This window comes from Variovorax sp. dw_954, from assembly GCF_018449755.1.
In the GTDB taxonomy this organism is placed as follows: Bacteria; Pseudomonadota; Gammaproteobacteria; order Burkholderiales; family Burkholderiaceae_C; genus Variovorax.
The window spans coordinates 213,871-230,661 of the sequence record NZ_JAAVVD010000010.1 but is presented as its reverse complement, the minus strand read 5'-3'; the positions used below and the strand labels follow the sequence as shown (position 1 = coordinate 230,661).

Here is a 16,791-nt window from a genome sequence, read left to right as displayed (position 1 = left end):
AGATGGAAGCTCCCGCAACCCCTGCGTCTGACGGTGACCCGGACGCCGCGCGGCTGTCGCCGGCGCACCCCTGGCCCGGACTCGCTTCCTTTGCCGAGGCCGACCGCGCCTTCTTCCGTGGCCGTGAGCGCGAATCCGACGAGCTCGCGCGCCTGGTGCGGCGCGAGGCACTGACGATACTGTTCGGACGCTCGGGCCTCGGCAAGACCTCGCTCATCGGAGCGGGCCTCTTTCCGCGTTTGCGAGAGGACCTTCACCTGCCGGTGCTCATTCGCCTGGCCCACGGCGCCGCCGTGCCGATGCGCGAGCAGGTCCTGCAGGCGCTGGATGCGGCCTGTACCGAGGTCGAGGCCGAGGCCACCGCGCCTCTGGTGGGCGCAACGCTGTGGGAGCACTTCCACCGAGTCGATGCAGGCGTCTGGAGCCGCCGCAACAAGGCACTGACGCCGGTGCTGGTCTTCGACCAGTTCGAGGAGATCTTCACGCACGGGCAGGCAGATGACGAGACGCGCCACAGCACCGAGGCATTCATCTCCGAGCTGTCGGACCTTGTCGAGGACCGTCCGCCCGAGGCGTTGCGTCGCGCACTCGAAGATGACCTCTCGCTGACCACGCAATTCGATTTCCGGCGCAGGGGTTGCAAGGTGGTGTTGAGCTTCCGCGAAGACTTCCTGGCGGAGATGGAGGGCCTGCGCCAGCGCATTCCATCCCTCATGCGCAATCGCTATCGCCTGCTGCCGATGAACGGGCACCAGGCCCGCGAAGTCGTCGCCAGCGGTTCAGCGTTGGTGGCAGACGGCGTCGCGGACCGCATCATCGGCCTGGCGTGGCGCAACCACGCCGAGGCGCCGGCGGCCGAGGACTACGAGCGCATGGAGGTCGACCCCGCGCTGTTGAGCGTGATCTGCAGTGAACTGAACCTGCGCCGCATCGCCGAAGGCAGCGACCGCATCGGCGCCGAACTGCTCGCCGGGGCGGAACGCGAGATCCTCGTCGATTTCTACCTTCGCTCGCTGCGCGACCTCGACCCGCGCGTGCGGGTCTTCGTCGAGGACGAACTGATCACCGAAGCGGGCTTTCGCGACAGCCATGCCTACGACGATGCACTCGCGCTGCCCGGCGTCACGCGCGCGGCGATCGACCAACTGGTGGCCGGGCGCCTGCTGCGCGTGGACGATCGTTTCGGCGTCCGGCGCCTGGAACTGACGCACGACGTGCTCACGCGCGTCGTCAAGGACAGTCGCGACGCCCGGGTGGCACGTGAAGCGGAAGAGGCGGCCAAGGCGCGCGAACGGGAAGCGTTGGCGGCGCAGAAGCGCAACAAGGTCAAGAACCTGACGAGTTCCATCGTCATCGCAAGCGCGCTCGTCCTGTTCCTGATCGCGGGCGTTTCGATGTTCCGGGCCTGGAACGCGACCGACCGGGCCGAGAAGCTGTCGCTGGATGCGGTCGCGACGGATCTCCTCACCAACGCAGATCGTGCCCAGGTACTGAAGCCCGATCTCGCGCTGCTGCTCGGTACGCAAGCGAGCCTGATCTATCCGGAGCGCATCGATGCGCAACTGTCGCAGCTGGCACGGCTGATTGCCTACCATGGCGTTCGCAGGCTCCTTCCCGCCCAAGGCCAGGTGAACGTCTCGGCGGTGAGCCCCGACGGCAAGCGCGGTTTGCTCGGCATGGAAGACGGTGACATCTTCGAAATCGACTTCGCCAACTGGGACGTCGTGCGGCACCTGGAGAACGCGCACAGGGGCTCCATCCGCACGCTGGCGTACAGCCCGGATGGCACCCGGTGGGCGTCGGCCGGCGGCAACTCGGTGGTCGTCTGGAAGGCGGACGATGGCGTCCCCATCGCAAGGGTGGGCGCCTGGTTTCCCGGCGAGCCCGGCCGTGTCAGGCGGTTGACCTTCGACCGGGGCGGCCGGCGCCTGGCCTGGACTTACGGGGGCAAGGCCACGGTGTGGAGCATGGCGGACTCGAAAACCGCCGTGCAGATTGGCGAGACGGATGGCCGCTGCATCACCTTCGGAGACGACGGCGACACATTGCTGTACAGCACGGAGGAACGCCTCGAGGACAACGGCCGCCCCAGCACCGGCATCGTTGCCACCCGGCTGGCGAGCGGGGAAACGGTGCAGATGCCGCGAACGTCCGGGACCGTCTTGCGGCGCTCCAGTGATTGCCGCCTTGCCGTGTTGCGGACCGTGAACCCGGAAGGCAAGGCCGGCCTCGACTTGCGCGATGCCATGACCGGTTCGGCCGTCGGATTTCTGGGGGATGCCGTAGATGACGAGGAGGAAGAAGCGGAGTTCGGGCCCGACGACCGTTTCCTCACGATCCGTCAGGGCGGGACCACCCGGGTCTGGCGCACGAAGCCGTTCGAGCCGCTCGGATCCGTGAATCACGACGAGGAAATAGTCGCTTCAGCGGTCAGCCCTGACGGGCGGTGGCTTGCGATCGGAATGCGCAGCGGCGAGGCCCTGGTCCAGTCGATTGCCGACAACGTCACGGTGGTGAACAGCCAGGAGCGACCGGCACAAGTGACGGCATTCCTGTTTTCGCCGGACGGAAAGTCAATGGCCAGTTTCAAGCCGACCTGGCAATCCCACCAGACGGTGCACAAGGTGTGGTCGCTTGAACAGGGCCCGGTGCTGGCTTCCGCCGGCAAGGTCCATCGTGCGGAGGAAATCGAATTCAACAGCGCAGGGACCGTCCTGGGAACGTCCATGTACAGCGCGAATTTCTGGAACGCGAGCGACGGTCGCCTGCTGAAGGCCGACGAGGATCTGGTGCTCGCGGAGTTCAGCCCCGACGGGACGCGGGTCGCCATCGAGCGACCCGGCGGCAAGGTTGACGTTGTCGATGTCCTGACGGTCGGCAAACCGATCCTGACGCTGCCCGCACCCGCGGACGCGTCCCACAAGGTCAGGCATTTCGCGATCAGCCGCGACAACAAGTTGCTCGGTGTTGCTGCGACGGACGGCTCGATCTGGTTGCGCGAGATCCGTCAGGACGGTGCCACCACCACGCTGCCTTCGGCGCCGGGCACGAATGCCATCGCGTTCAGCCCGGACGACAAGACGCTTGCCGTGGGCGGGGACAAAGGCAGTGTCCAGCTCTATCGGCTCGGTGCGAAGACGACGGTCGACGTCCTGCCCAAGGTGCAGGAGGGCGAGAGCAGACGGGGCGCGGAGAACGACGGGGAAGCCGAGCGTCGCGCCGTCGGTCAGGGGGTGCTGAAGCTGACATTCAGTCCCGACGGGAAGCAGATCGTGCTGGGCCGGAAGGACGGCTTGACCGTCGTGCAGAACATTGCCGATGGACAGGTCGTGGCCACCTTCGGACCGCGGGAAACGGGGGGTGACCCGAACGTGGCTCGGAAAGACAACTCGAAGGACCGCCGGACCGGCGATCAGGGCGGCGATCGGGACAGCGATTGGGTTGCCAATCGGGCGGCCGATCTGGTGGTTGACCGGTTGGTATTCATCGAAGGCGGCGATGCGTTGGTCAGCGGCAACTCAAAGGGCGGACGCGAAGTCTGGGATCTGCGAAAACGATGGCAACTCGCCCGATTGAGCGACCTGGGCGGGCGGGTGAAAAGCGTGGACATCAGCCCGGCCGGTCGGCGCGTGGCGATTCTGCAGTACGACGCGTCGGTCTCGATCCAGAACTGGGACCAGCAGAACATGCTGGAGGACGCGTGTCGCATTGCCGGTCGCAACCTGACTTGTGGCGAATGGCGGCAATACCTGCACGATGCCAAATACCATCTGATCTGTCCGGCGTCGCCACCGCCGGAGGATTCCTGCCAGTAGGCCCTAGCGCGCGGTGAGGCTACCGCGGAGCGATTGCTCCAGCGCGGCAGCGTGCAAGCGGCCGCGCAGGCCGATCGCGACGAGGGTGTTGTCGGTGGTAGCGGGCTGGGGCGTTCCGGCCGGCCATGCGCGCAGTGAGCCGTGGCGGCCGGCGAATTGCAATACGGCCAGGCCTTGGGCATCGGTGTGAACCACGCCCTTGAGCCGGATCACGCCGGGAGGCATGGCGCGCAGCAGGGCTCGTAGCGCATCGGCGCGGAACACACCGGGAGCGGTCAGCGACCACGTGTCGAACTCGGCGCCGTGATCGGGTGCGTGATCGTGGTCATGAGCGGTATGCGAACAGCCGACGGCGCAATGCGGGCCGTGCGATGTGTCGCGCGTCGCAAGCGGTAGCGCCCCGCCGAGCAGCGCCACGGGTACCTCGCCGAACCGGGTTTCGACGCGAGGCGTATCGGGCAACTGCGCATCGAACCTCGCGCGCACGGCAGCCAGGGTCCCCGCGTCCGCGCGGTCGCACTGATTGAGCACGAGCAGGTCGGCGGCGCGGAGCTGTCGGTCCACCGTGTCGGCGAGCAGGGGGTCGGCGGCTTGCGCCAGCACGCTCGTGACGTCGACCAGCACCACCACGCCGTCGAGTGCGAGCGCCGGGTCCGCGAGGCTCACCTGCGCGATGCGCCAGGGGTCCGACACGCCGCTGGCTTCGATCACGATCGCGTCGGGCCGGGGCGTGCTGTCGATGACGCGGATCAGCGCATCGGTGAGGTCGCCGCCGATCTGGCAGCAGACGCAGCCGTTGGCGAGGCTGATCATGTCGGCGCCGCGCGCACTGACCAGCGAGGCGTCGATGTTGATGGCGCCGAAGTCGTTGACCAGCACCGCCAGCCGCCGGCCGTCGTTGCCTTGCAGCATGTGGTTGAGAAGGGTGGTCTTGCCGCTGCCGAGGAAGCCGCCGATCACGGTCAATGGGATGCGGCCGGCGTGGAAGGTGTCGGTCATTTCAGTGTTCCATCGCCCTCGGCACAGGGCACGCCGCGTTGTGCGGGCGGATCAACCATTGCGCGTCCGGATCACGTCGATGGTGTGCTCTGCGCAGCGAAATAGAGGAGGAGGCCGAAGGGCGGGGGACATTCGCGGAGCAGAGTACGCCGTCGGCGTGATCTCGCTCCCAACGCCACTCGTTCCCGGCCCCCTCCAGCAGCGAACGTCGGCGCTGTTTCATGTCCGCCTCATGCGTTGAACTGCGCATCCTTGCTGCCCGCGAAGGGCGAAGAGAACCGCCAGCGCCTCTCACTCACGCCGCCCGCGGCAACGCGATCACGCGACCGCCGATCACGGTGCCCAGCACCGGCACGTCCTTGAGTTTCTCCGGCGCCATCGCGAGTGGGTCTTCGGCGAGCACGCAGAAGTCGGCGTACTTGCCGATCTCGATGGAGCCGACCAGGTGGTCCATCGACAGCGTGAAGGCCGCGCCCATGGTGATGGCGTAGAGCGCATCGGGCACCGGGATGCATTCCGCATCGCCGAGCTTCCTGCCGGTGGATGTGAGTCGATTGACCGCGCACCACGCGGTGAACAGCGGGCCCAGCGGTGTGATCGGCGCGTCGGAGTGGATGGCCATTGGAACGCCATGCGCGAGCGCGGTGGCGCAGGCGTCCATGCGCATCGCGCGGTCGGGGCCCATCGTGAGTTCGCGGTGCGCGTCGCCCCAGTAGTAGATGTGGTTGGCGAACAGGTTCACGCACATGCCCAGCCGCGCCATGCGCGCGAACTGCGCGGCGTCGGCCATCTGGCAGTGCTGCAGCGTGTGGCGATGGTCGCTGCGCGGATGGGCTTCGAGCGCGGCCTCGATCGCGTCGAGCGCGAGTTCGGTGGCCTCGTCGCCGTTGGTGTGCAGGTGCAGCTGGAAGCCGGCCGCATGGAACTGCGCGATCATGGCCTTGAGCTGCGCCGGCGGATGGATCCAGATGCCATTGGGCGCGCCGTTGAAGTAGCCGGGCCAGCGTACGCGCGCGGTGAAGCCCTGGATCGAGCCGTCGATCACGATCTTCACCAGGCCGTAGTGCAGCTTGTCGTTGCTGCCATTGGCCTGGCGGTCGCGGATGCGCGCGGCGCTCGCGTCGATGCCCAGCGCTTCCATCATGCTGAGGAAGGCCGGCACGATGCGCACGGGGAAGTCGGGCTCCGATGTGACCGTCGACAAGCCGGCGGCGTTGTAGTCGGAGAGGTCGTTGACCAGGTCGGTCGCCGTCGTCACGCCGGCAAGCTGCGCCATCTGGCCGAACAGGCGCAGGCTGGCCGGGTCCGCCCCGGCCACGCGGAAGATGTTGCCGGTGAGTCGCGTCACAGGGAACATCGCCGCGAACTCCTGCAACTCGCCGCTCGGCTCGCCATCGTCGTAGCGCGCGATGCCTTCGACCTCCGTGTCGCGCGTGATGCCGGACTGCACCAGCGCCGGCGTGTTCACGTTCATCAGGTGCTGGCTCGCATGCAGGATCACCACCGGGCGGCTGGTCGAGACCTGGTCGAGGTGGCGCGTGGTCATGCGCTCCTTGCCGAAGAAGATGGGGTCGAAGCCCCAGGCCAGCAGCGGCTTGGCCGGGTCGGTCATCGTGGCCTCGATGGCGCGCAGGCGCTCGATCACCGCCTCGAAATCGGTGCAGCCGGTCCAGACCTTGCCGTCGGGCGCGGTGCGGGCATGGAAGCCGACGAAGGGGAACTGCCAGAGTCCGCCGGCCATCAGGTGGCAGTGGCCTTCGACGAGGCCCGGCATCAGCACCTGGTCGGCAAAGCGCGTGTCGAGCGTGAACTCGCCCCAGGACTGCATGCGCGCCAAGTCGCCCACCGCGAGCACCTTGCCGTCGCGCACGGCGACGTGCGTGGCCTCGGGCTGCATCGGGTTCATCGTGAGGATCTTGCGGGCCTGGAAGACGGTGATGTCGGTCATGTATCGAGCAGTGAGGGAATGAGGGTCACGCGGCCATGGCCTGCAATGACGACGGCGATTCTGGCGAAGGGAGCGAAAGGGGCGCAACGGGCCTGCCGTCGACGATTTCCACGCGGCGGCATCGCACCCAGTGGCCCGGCTGGACCTCCGTGAGCGGCGGCAGGGCTTCGGCGCAGGCCGGCTCCGCCACCGGGCAGCGGCCGGCAAAGCGGCAGCCAGGGGGCGGATTGATCGGGCTGGGCGGATCGCCGGTCAGCTTGATGCGCTGCGCCGCCCGCGCCCGCCCGCCGCTCACCGTGGGCACCGCGGACATCAGGGCCACGCTGTACGGATGCAGCGGGTTCGCGAAGAAGGCCTTGCGCGGGCCGCGCTCGACGATCTGGCCGAGGTACATCACGGCGATGTCGTCGCAGATGTGCTCGACCACGGCCATGTCGTGCGAGATGAAGAGGTAGGTCAGGCCCCGCTCGCGCTGCAGGCGGGCCAGCAGGTTGAGGATCTGCGCGCGGATCGCGATGTCGAGCGCCGACACCGGCTCGTCACACACGACCAGCTCGGGGTTGGTGGCCAGCGCCCGCGCAATGTTGATGCGCTGGCGCTGGCCGCCGGAGAACTGGTGCGGGAACAGGTGCTGCTGCTCGGGCCGCAGGCCGACGGCGGTGAACAGTTCGGCCACGCGCGCCGTGCGCTCGGCCGGCGTGCCGACGTTCATGAGGTCGAGCGGCGCACGCACCGCGGCGCCGGCGCGCTCGCGTGGGTTGAGCGAGGAGAAGGGGTCCTGGAAGATGATCTGCAGGCGGCTGCGCGCGCGGCGCAGTGCTTCGCCCTTGAGTGCGCCGAGGTCGGTGTCGCCCAGCTGGATGCGTCCGGCCGTGACCGGCGACAGCCGCATCACCGCGAGCGCTGTCGTGGTCTTGCCCGAGCCCGATTCGCCGACGATGGCCAGCGTGGTGCCGCGCTTCACGGTGAACGACACGCCGTCCACCGCCTTCACCACTTCAGGCCTGGCGAACATGCTGGACTTGGCGCGCGGGAAGTGCACCTGCAGGTCGTCGACGGAAAGCAGGATGTCCTGTGTCATGCGGCCACCGCTTCCTGTTGCGCATGCATCCAGCAGGCCGCGGCATGCGTGGCGCCATCCAGCGCGAACATCGGCGGCACTTCCTGTGCGCAGCGCGGCATGGCATAGGGGCAGCGCTCGCGGAAGGCGCAGCCGCTGCCCAGCTCCCAGATCGACGGCACGACGCCCTCGATCTCGGCGAGTTCGATGCGGTCGTTGTCGGTAACGGCATGGGCGCTGCTGCCGAGTTCGGGCAGGCAGGCGATCAGGCCGTGCGTGTACGGATGGCCGGGCGTGTCCAGCACCTCGGCCGTGGTGCCTTGCTCGATGACGCGGCCGGCATACATCACCATCACGCGGTCGGCCATCTCGGCGACGGCGCCCATGTCGTGCGTGATGAGCAGGATCGCCGTGCCCTTCTCGCGTTGCAGGTCGCGCAGCAGGTCGAAGATCTGCGCCTGCACGGTCACGTCGAGGGCGGTGGTGGGTTCATCGGCGATGAGGATGTCGGGCCGGCAGGCCAGCGCCATCGCGATCATCACGCGCTGGCGCATGCCACCGGAGAGTTGGTGCGGGTACTCGTCGACGCGGCGCTCAGGTGCGGGAATGCCGACTTGCCGCAGCATCTCGACGGACCGTGCGCGCGCGCCGGCGGCATCGAGGCCCGCATGCAGGCGCAGCGATTCGCCGATCTGGTCGCCCACGGTGAGCACGGGGTTGAGCGAGGTCATCGGCTCCTGGAAGATCATCGAGATGCGGTTGCCGCGCACTTCGCGCATGCGCTCCAGGCTCACGGTGACCAGATCCTCGCCGCCGAACAGGATGCTTCCGCTGCTGATGCGGCCGGGTGGCGACGGGATCAGCCGCAGCAGCGCCAGCGCGGTCATGCTCTTGCCACAGCCGGACTCGCCGACCACGCACAGCGTCTCGCCGCCGTGGATCTCGAAGTCGACGCCATTGAGCACCAGGGCCTTGCCGCGGCGGGTCTTGAACTCGACGCGGAGGTCTTTGACTTGGAGCAGGGGTTGCGTCATGTCAGTTGTCCATTGCGCTTTGGGCCAGCCTGCGTTGCATGAGCCCGAGCTTGCGCGCGGGCCAAGGACATCGGGTATCTCCCTCCGCGAATGTCCCCCGCCTTCGGCTCCTCCTTTATTTCGCTGCGGGAGACACCCGACGCCCTTGGCCCAGGACACGCCGCGGCCCAGTTGACCGAAATTCGCCACGGCCGGTCGACTGCGACTGGCATCAGTGGCGACCCGATCAACGACTGCGTATCTGGATCACGTCGATGGTGTGCTCTGCGCAGCGAAATAAAGGAGGAAGCCGAAGGCCGGGGGACATTCGCGGAGCAGAGTACGCCGTCGGCGTGATCCCGCCCCCTGGCCACAAGTTCGGCGGCCAGCGCAAGTCGCAAGCGTCGAGGCGGTTTCATTTCAACGTTCGCGAAGTTTGGGATTGAGTGCATCGTTGAGACCGTCGCCGATCAGGCTCACCGCGAGCACCGTGATGAAGATGGCCGCACCCGGAAACGCCACCGCCCACCAGCACGACAGCACGTATTGCCGGCTCGATCCGATCATCAGGCCCCAGCTCATCTGGTTCGGGTCGCCGAGGCCAAGGAACGAGAGGCCGGCCTCGAACAGGATCGCCGCACCCACCGCCAGCGTGGCCGACACGATCAGCGGCGGCAGCGCGTTCGGCAGGATCACCTTCCAGATGATGCGGGCGTTGCGCGCGCCGATCGCATGCTCGGCACGTACGAACTCCAGGTCGCGGTACTTCATGAACTCGGCGCGCGTGAGGCGCGCGGTGCCGGTCCAGCTCACGATGCCGATGGCCAGCGTCACGGTCACGAGCGACGGCGAGAACAGCGTGACGACCACCATCGCGAACAGCAATGCCGGCAGCACCTGGAAGAACTCGGTCACGCGCATCAGCGCTGCGTCGATGCGACCGCGGTAGTAGCCGGCCATCGCGCCGAGCGTGATGCCGATCGCCACCGACAGCAGGGCCGCGACGGCGCCCACCAGCAAGGTCGCGCGGCCGCCGTAGATGAGGGTGGTCATTACGTCGCGGCCGAGGTAGTCGCTGCCCAGCAACGCGTCTTCGGAGAACGGCGGCGTGAGCGGCGCGGTGCGGATCTCGAAGGGGTCGGCCGGGTACACCCACGGTCCCGCGATCGATACCGCGAGCACGAGGAACAGCATCACCATGCCGGCGATGGCGGAGGGGTTGCGCATGAACATGCGCAGCGCCTCCGTGGCGGGATGCTCCGCCTTCGGCAGCGGCTTGGGGCGGCCCGGCGCGGCGCTCATGACGCCTTGATCCGCGGATCGATGAACCGATACGCAAGGTCAGTCAACAGGTTCATCACGATGACAACAACCGAGGAGAACAGCAGCACGCCGAGGATGGTCGGATAGTCGCGCCGCAGCACCGCTTCGAAGGCAAGCCGCCCGAGTCCCGGCCAGTTGAACACTGTCTCGACCAGGATCGCGCCTGCCATCACGTTGCCGAACTGCAAGCCCAGCACCGTCACCACCGGCAGCAGAGCATTGCGCAGCGCATGCTTGTAGAGCACCACGCGATCAGCCAAACCCTTGGCGCGTGCCGTGCGAATGAAGTCCGAGCCCAGTACATCGAGCATCGACGAACGCGCAAGCCGGCTGTATTGCGCGAGGTAGACCAGGCTCAGCGTGAGCGTCGGCAGGATCAGGTGGTGCGCCACGTCGATCACATCGCCAATCCCGCCGCCGCTCGAATCCAGCGAGCGCATGCCCGACACCGGAAGGATCGGCAGCACCGACGCGAACAGGATCACCAGCATGATCCCCATCCAGAACACCGGCGCCGCGAAGCCGACCATGCTCAGCACCGTGATGAACTGCGACAGCACGCCGTTCGGCTTGCGCGACGACAGCACGCCCAGCGCCGTCCCGATGACGAAGGCCGACAGCACGGCGCTCAGCACCAGCAGCAGGGTGGCCGGCACGCGCTCGCCGATCATCTGGATCACCGGCAGGTTGAAGAAGTACGAGTAGCCGAGGTCGCCGGTAGCCACGCGACCGACATACACGCCGAGCTGCACGTAGAGCGGCTTGTCGAGCCCGTACTGCTTGCGCAGGTCGGCCATCATCTCCTCGCTCATGCCGCCGCTCGCGCCCGCGATGGTCTCCACCGGGTCGCCCGGCGCGGCATGCACCAGCACGAAGTTGAGCACCACCACCGCCAGCACCAGGGCGAGGCCCTGCAACAGGCGCGACAGCACCGCGCGGGCGAGGTTCACTTCAAGTACACCTCGTCATAGGGCGACATGGGCCCCCAGATCGTCGCAGGCACGTTGCCGACTTTCTTGCTCGTGACAGTGCGCGCGGGCGGGGTGTTGATGAAGACAATGGGTGCGTCGTCGGTCACGATCTTCTCGAAGGTCGCGTAGTAGGCCTTGCGCTTCACGGGGTCGAGGATCTGGCCGGCGCTGTTGAGCAGCTCGTCGACCTTCGGGTTGCTGTACGACTGCGTATTGGTCCAGACGATGGGCTTGATGTTGCTCGACAGGTAGGTGCGGTGCACGCCGATGATCGGGTCGCCCCAGTTGTAGACCTGGTCCATCGACATGTCGAAATCGTGCGTGGCCATGCGCTTGGCCCACGCGGGGAAGTCGGCCGAGGCGCGGACTTCCACCGTGATGCCGACCTTTTTCAATGTGGTGCGGATGTATTCCGCCACGTTCTTCTGCTGGTCGTCCACGCCCGGCAGGTAGTCGATGGTGAGCTTGAAACGCTCGCCGCCATCGTTGACCTTGTAGCCTGCCTCGTCGAGCATCGCGGCGGCCTTCTTCAGGTCGAAGGGATAGAGCGTCACGTCCGGCGAGGCCAGCGGGCTGCTCGCGGCGATGGGGCCGTTGGCCACTTGCGCGAAGCCGCCCATCAGCGCCTTGGTGATGAAGTTCTTGTCGATGGCCGTGGCGATGGCCTTGCGCACCTTCACGTCGTTCAGCGGCTTCTTCGTCGTGTTGAAGGCTAGCCAGTTGATGGCGCCGATGCCCTCGAAGCCCTTGGCCGTGACCACCGCGTTCGGGTCCTTCGTGACGCGCGCGATGTCGGTTGGCGCGGAGACCTGGATCATCTGCATGTCGCCGCGCTCGAAGGAGAGGATCTGGCTCGCCATGTCGGGCTGGATGCTGAAGATCACCTTGTCGAGGTAGGGCTTGTTCGGCATGAAGTATTTGTCGAAGCGCTCCAGCACCACGCGCTGGCCGGCCTTGAACTCGACGAACTTGAAGGGACCGGAGCCAACCACGTCGGTGCTGTTGCGCGGATGGGTCTTCAGGTCCTGGCCGTCGCCGTAGATGTGCTTGGGCATGATCGGGCACAGCGCCGGGCTCATCGCCAGCACGATGGCCGGATGCGGCACGCTCATGCGCACGATGGCGGTGTACGCGTCGGGCGTGTCCACCTTGTCGACCGGGCCCATCATCGTGGCGAACGGATGGTTGGCCTTGATCGCCATGATCGAGAAAGCCACGTCGGCCGATGTGATCGGCTTGCCGTCATGGAACACCGCGTTCTTGCGCAGGTTGAGCGTGAGCGACATGCCGTCGTCGGCGAGCTTCCAGGTCTCGGCGAGGTAGGGCTGCGGAGCCCATTTGTCGTCGAAGCGCAGCGGGCTCGCGAAGAGTTGCGTCGAGGGCTCGGCGGTCGCGAAGCCGGATTGAACGGCGCCGTTGAGGTGGCGCGGTGCCTGGACCAGGCCGACCACGAGCGTGCCACCTTTCTTCGCTTCCTGCGCCATGGCCAGCGGCAACTGGCCGAGCATCAGAGCGCTGGAGCCTGCGAGGCAGAGCGTGCGGCGGGTGATGAGACTTGAGTTCAATGAGACCTCCTTGAGTTCGGATCCGGGACGTGGTGTTGCACGAGGTTCGCAAGATACGGTCCACCCCTGCGCGCAGCGTGGAGCCAGATGGACCCCATCGATAGGTCCAAGGGTTTAACTGAGCCTCAGAGCACTTCGTCGCGCAGGTAGTACCAGCGGTACAGCATGCTTTGTCCGAAGCGACGGAAGCGTGCAGCCCATTCTCCTTGTGCGGGGAATTGCAGTGGGCTGTCATAGATCGGCAGGTCGAAGGCCGCATCGCCCTCGCCTGCGATGCGCTGCGCCATGCGCCGGCCCGCATGCGCGGAGAACGACACGCCGTTGCCGCCATAGCCCAGCGCGTAGAACACGCTCTGCTTCGGATCGGGCTGCACCACGCGCGGCATCATGTCGTGCGCCACGTCGACCCAACCCCACCACGAGTAGTCGATCTGGATACCCTTCAATGGCGGGAACTTGCGCGCCAGCCCGTCGACCAGCAGCTTGTAGTGCGCGTCGCGGCTCGCGTCGGCGCCGGTGATGGCGCTGCGGCTGCCGATCTGCACGCGCTTGTCGGGCAGCAGTCGGTAGTAGAAGCGCAGCGTGCGGGTGTCGGTGATGGCTTCGTGCGTGAGGAAGTTGGTGGCCTTGAGTTCCGCATCGGTCAGCGGTCGCGTAACGATGGAATTCGACAGCACCGGAAAGTAGCGATTGGTCAGCGTCGGGTGCAGGCCGGGCGCGGTGTAGGCGCCGGTGGCGATGCCCACCGTCTTCGCGCGCACGATGCCGCCGGGCGTCTTCAGGTGGTGCACGCCGTTCTTCGTTTCCCAGCCGATCACCGGGCTCGATGTGTGCACGCGTGCGCCGCCGTCGCGAGCGCGTCGCAGGTAGCCGTAGGCCAGCTTGAGCGGATGCACGCAGATGCCCTCGGCCTCATGCATGGCGCCGGCCGCGTCCTGGTCGTTGCAGTATTCGCTGCGCACTTCCTCGGTGCTGAGCATGCGCGTGGCATAGCCGAACTGGTCGGCCATCACGCGCGCCTCGTTGCGCAGGAAGGCCATCTTCTTCTCGCGGTGTGCGATGTACAGATGGCCGCCGGGCTGCGGGTCGCAATCCGCATCGGCGACCAGTTCCTTGAAGGTGTCGAAGCCGAAACGGATCTCGGCGTCGAGCCGCCGCGCGGTGGCCAGGCCCCAGCGCTCGATCCACTGCGAGCGGTAGAGGCGGCCGCTTGCGTTCTGGCCCTGGCCGCCATTGCGGCTGGTGCAGCCCCAGGCGACACGATTGGCTTCGAGCACCACGGCCTTGATGCCGTGTTCCTTCGCGAGGAAGAGCGCGGTGGCGAGGCCGGTGAAGCCCGAGCCGATGATGACCACGTCGGCGTCGAAGTCGCCGTGCACCGGCCCGTCGTCGTCGGGAGCGGGGCCGGCAGTGGCGGCCCAGTAGGTGGGTGCGTAGTCGCGGTTGCGGCCGGGCCCGTCGGAGACCAGCGGGTCGTAGGCCGGGTCGTAGGGCGCGAAGAGTTCGCGCGGGGTGGCGATGCTCATGTCAGTTTTCCAATGCGCATGAAACCCGAAGCGGGACGGGCGCGGGCCGAGGACACCGGGTATTCCCCTCCGCGAATGTCCCCCGGCCTTCGGCCTCCTCCTGGGACCCTGGAGCCCACGGCCCCATGCACCCGATCGCACCGCGCTCGACGCGCCATGCGGCGTTGCTCCTCCTTGTGGGCAGGAGCCCACCGCGTCGTCGCGCCTTGCCTGGCACGCCGATCACGGCACGCTCGGATGCACGCGACCGTGGTTCCAGGGTCATTTCGCTGCGGGGAACACCCGATGCCCTTGGCCCAGGGCACGCCGTGTCGTGCCGGCCGATCAACGACAGCGCGTCTGGATCACGTCGATGGTGTGCTCTGCGCAGCGAAACAAAGGAGGAGCTGCGGGAGCCGGCAGCCGCAGGCTGACGGCGGGGGACATTCGCGGAGCAGAGTACGCCGTCGGCGTGATCCCGTTCCCGGCCGTCTCCACGGCTGGTCGTTGCACACATGATCCGGCCTCGCTTCAAGCCGCAGGCAGCAATGGGCGCGCCTTGCGGAACACGTTCTTCACGAGGATCTTGCCGTCCTTGAAGGTGAACAGGTCCACGCCGTCGGACTCGCTGCGCTGGCCGTCCAATGCGGTGCCCGTGAAGGTCCATTCCGACATGCCGCGGTCGCCCAGCACCAGATGTTTTCCATTCCGCCACTGCGCGTCCGGGAAGTTCGTCCACGCGGCGGCGAAGGCCTTGGCCACCGCTTCGTGGCCGGTGTGCCGCGCACCCCAGGCATCGGGGCCGGCGGCAGTCTCGAACACGCAATCAGGATGCATGAAGGACATCAGCGCCGGCAGGTCGTGGCGGTTCCATGCGTCGGAAAAAGCTTCGAGGGTGGCTGCGGTGACGGGGGTGGCAACGGCGTTCAAGACGGCTCCTGCGGGTGATCAAATCTTGAGCAAAGGTTAAGCTTCGCTTGTCCCGACTCATAGAGCCAGACAAGCCTTATCGTGAAAGCCAGATGCATGGCCCGATGCACTTTTGAAGAGCGTAGATGACCCCCGCCGTGACCACGAAGCTTCCATCGACGACGCCGCTGTGGGCGCAGCTCTTTGCGCTGGACGACCACACCGGGCTGCCCTTGCAATCGCGCCTGCGCCTGAAGGTGGTGCAGGTGATCCTCGATGGCCGGCTCGCCGCCGGCGCGGCGCTGCCATCGTCGCGCGACCTCGCGCAGGCGCTGGGCCTGAGCCGCAACACCGTCACCGCCGTCTATCAGCAACTGGTGGACGAGGGCTACCTGGAGTCGCGCCCGCGCTCCGGCGTGTTCGTCCACGCGGGTGCGCTGCCGTCATCGATCGGCGAGGCCCGCATCGTCATCGATCCCTTCAGGGCCGACGGCGCGAGCGCCGGTGCGCCACCGCAATGGACCGAGCGGGTACTGCGCTCCTTGCGCGAGCAACCGACGCTCTCCAAGCCCGCGCAATGGCGCAAGTTCGCCTATCCCTTCGTGTACGGCACGCACGACGCGCAGCTCTTTCCGACCGAGGACTTCCGCGAATGCTGCGTGCGCAGCCTGGCCCGCTCGCAACTGCCGAACTGGACGCCGGACTTCGAGACCGACGACATGCCCGACCTGATCGAGCAGATCCGCATCCGGCTGCTGCCCAAGCGCGGCGTGTTCGCGCGGCCCGAGGAAATCCTCGTGACGGTGGGCGCGCAGCACGCGCTCTACCTGGTGGCAGAGGCCTTGTTCGATCGCGGCACGCGCGTCGGCTTCGAGGAGCCGGGCTATCCGCATGCGCGCAACGCGTTCTCGCTGCGGACCTCGCAGCTGGTGGGCATTCCGGTCGACGACGAGGGCCTGGTGGTCGATGCGCTGCCCGCGCTCGACTATGTCTTCGTCACCCCTTCGCACCAGAGCCCGACCACGCGCACGCTGAGCCTGGAGCGTCGCCAATGGCTGCTGCGCAAGGCTGCCTTGCAGGACTTCGTCGTCATCGAGGACGACTACGAAGCCGAGAACCTCTATGCCGGCGAGCCCACGCCCGCCCTCAAGAGCCTGGACCGGACCGGGCGCGTGATCTACATCGGCTCGCTGTCCAAGAGCCTCGCGCCGGCGATGCGGCTCGGCTACATCGTGGCCTCGAAGGAACTGATCGGCGAGCTGCGCCTGCTTCGGCATGCGATGGTGCGGCATCCGAGCGCCTTCCTGCAGCATGCCTATGCGCTGTTCCTCTCGCTCGGGCACCACGACTCGCATGCGCGCCGCGTGAACCAGGTGCTGCGGCAGCGCATGGACGCGGCGATGGCTGCGCTGGCGCGGCACATTCCGGAGTTCGAGGCCACGGTGCCGAACGGCGGCGCCTCGGTGTGGGTCAAGATGCCCGAGGGGCTCGATGGCGCCGCACTGTCTCTGCGCGCGCGAGAGCATGGCGTGCTGATCGAGCCGGGCGACGTGTTCTTCGCGCAACCGCCGCGGCCTTGTCCCTACTTCCGACTGCGCCTGTCGTCGATCGACTTGGAGAAGATCGAGCCCGGCATCCTCGCCTTGCGCGACGCGGTGCGGGCGATGGCGCGCGAGGGTTGAC

At 67.2% G+C, this 16,791-nt stretch carries 11 protein-coding genes; 2 read left to right on the top strand and 9 right to left on the bottom strand.

Annotation, left to right across the window (positions count from 1 at the left end; genetic code table 11):
* The first annotated feature begins 2 nt into the window (after positions 1–2).
* The gene (locus HB681_RS17725) at positions 3–3,815 is read left to right on the top strand and encodes a WD40 repeat domain-containing protein (protein ID WP_213956173.1); all 3,813 of its coding nucleotides are present in this window, start codon (positions 3–5) and stop codon (positions 3,813–3,815) included.
* A 3-nt stretch (positions 3,816–3,818) separates the two neighbouring features.
* On the opposite strand, the gene HB681_RS17720 is transcribed toward HB681_RS17725, so the two are convergent.
* The 9 genes from HB681_RS17720 to HB681_RS17680 all read right to left on the bottom strand — a co-directional run bounded on the left by HB681_RS17720 (position 3,819) and on the right by HB681_RS17680 (position 15,129).
* Positions 3,819–4,814 carry a GTP-binding protein gene (locus HB681_RS17720; protein ID WP_213956172.1) on the bottom strand — a complete coding sequence of 332 codons (996 nt, stop codon included), beginning with the start codon at positions 4,812–4,814 and terminating at the stop codon, positions 3,819–3,821.
* A gap of 295 nt (positions 4,815–5,109) precedes the next feature.
* Complete coding sequence (locus tag HB681_RS17715; protein ID WP_213956171.1) at positions 5,110–6,762, bottom strand: amidohydrolase; 1,653 nt, start codon at positions 6,760–6,762, stop codon at positions 5,110–5,112.
* A gap of 25 nt (positions 6,763–6,787) precedes the next feature.
* On the bottom strand, positions 6,788–7,843 hold the full coding sequence (locus tag HB681_RS17710) for an oligopeptide/dipeptide ABC transporter ATP-binding protein (protein ID WP_213956170.1): 1,056 nt from the start codon (positions 7,841–7,843) through the stop codon (positions 6,788–6,790).
* Entirely contained in the window at positions 7,840–8,856 is a 1,017-nt protein-coding gene (locus HB681_RS17705) for an ABC transporter ATP-binding protein (protein ID WP_213956169.1), read from the bottom strand. Before HB681_RS17705 ends, HB681_RS17710 begins: the two co-directional genes overlap by 4 nt.
* A 399-nt stretch (positions 8,857–9,255) precedes the next feature.
* Positions 9,256–10,137, bottom strand: coding sequence for an ABC transporter permease (locus HB681_RS17700; RefSeq protein ID WP_213956168.1), 882 nt, complete (start codon positions 10,135–10,137; stop codon positions 9,256–9,258).
* Positions 10,134–11,108 (bottom strand): ABC transporter permease subunit, encoded by a 975-nt coding sequence (locus HB681_RS17695; protein ID WP_213956167.1) that lies wholly within the window; start codon positions 11,106–11,108, stop codon positions 10,134–10,136. The genes HB681_RS17700 and HB681_RS17695 overlap by 4 nt, the downstream gene beginning before the upstream one ends.
* Positions 11,105–12,637 (bottom strand): ABC transporter substrate-binding protein, encoded by a 1,533-nt coding sequence (locus HB681_RS17690; RefSeq protein ID WP_213956201.1) that lies wholly within the window; start codon positions 12,635–12,637, stop codon positions 11,105–11,107. Before HB681_RS17690 ends, HB681_RS17695 begins: the two co-directional genes overlap by 4 nt.
* Positions 12,638–12,819: 182 nt before the next feature.
* Positions 12,820–14,220: an FAD-dependent oxidoreductase gene (locus HB681_RS17685; RefSeq protein WP_213956166.1), complete on the bottom strand. Its 1,401-nt coding sequence runs from the start codon at positions 14,218–14,220 to the stop codon at positions 12,820–12,822.
* A gap of 510 nt (positions 14,221–14,730) precedes the next feature.
* Complete coding sequence (locus HB681_RS17680) at positions 14,731–15,129, bottom strand: nuclear transport factor 2 family protein (protein WP_213956165.1); 399 nt, start codon at positions 15,127–15,129, stop codon at positions 14,731–14,733.
* A gap of 137 nt (positions 15,130–15,266) precedes the next feature.
* On the opposite strand from HB681_RS17680, the gene HB681_RS17675 reads away from it, so the two are divergent.
* Positions 15,267–16,790: a PLP-dependent aminotransferase family protein gene (locus HB681_RS17675; protein WP_345944697.1), complete on the top strand. Its 1,524-nt coding sequence runs from the start codon at positions 15,267–15,269 to the stop codon at positions 16,788–16,790.
* The last annotated feature ends 1 nt before the right edge of the window (position 16,791 follow it).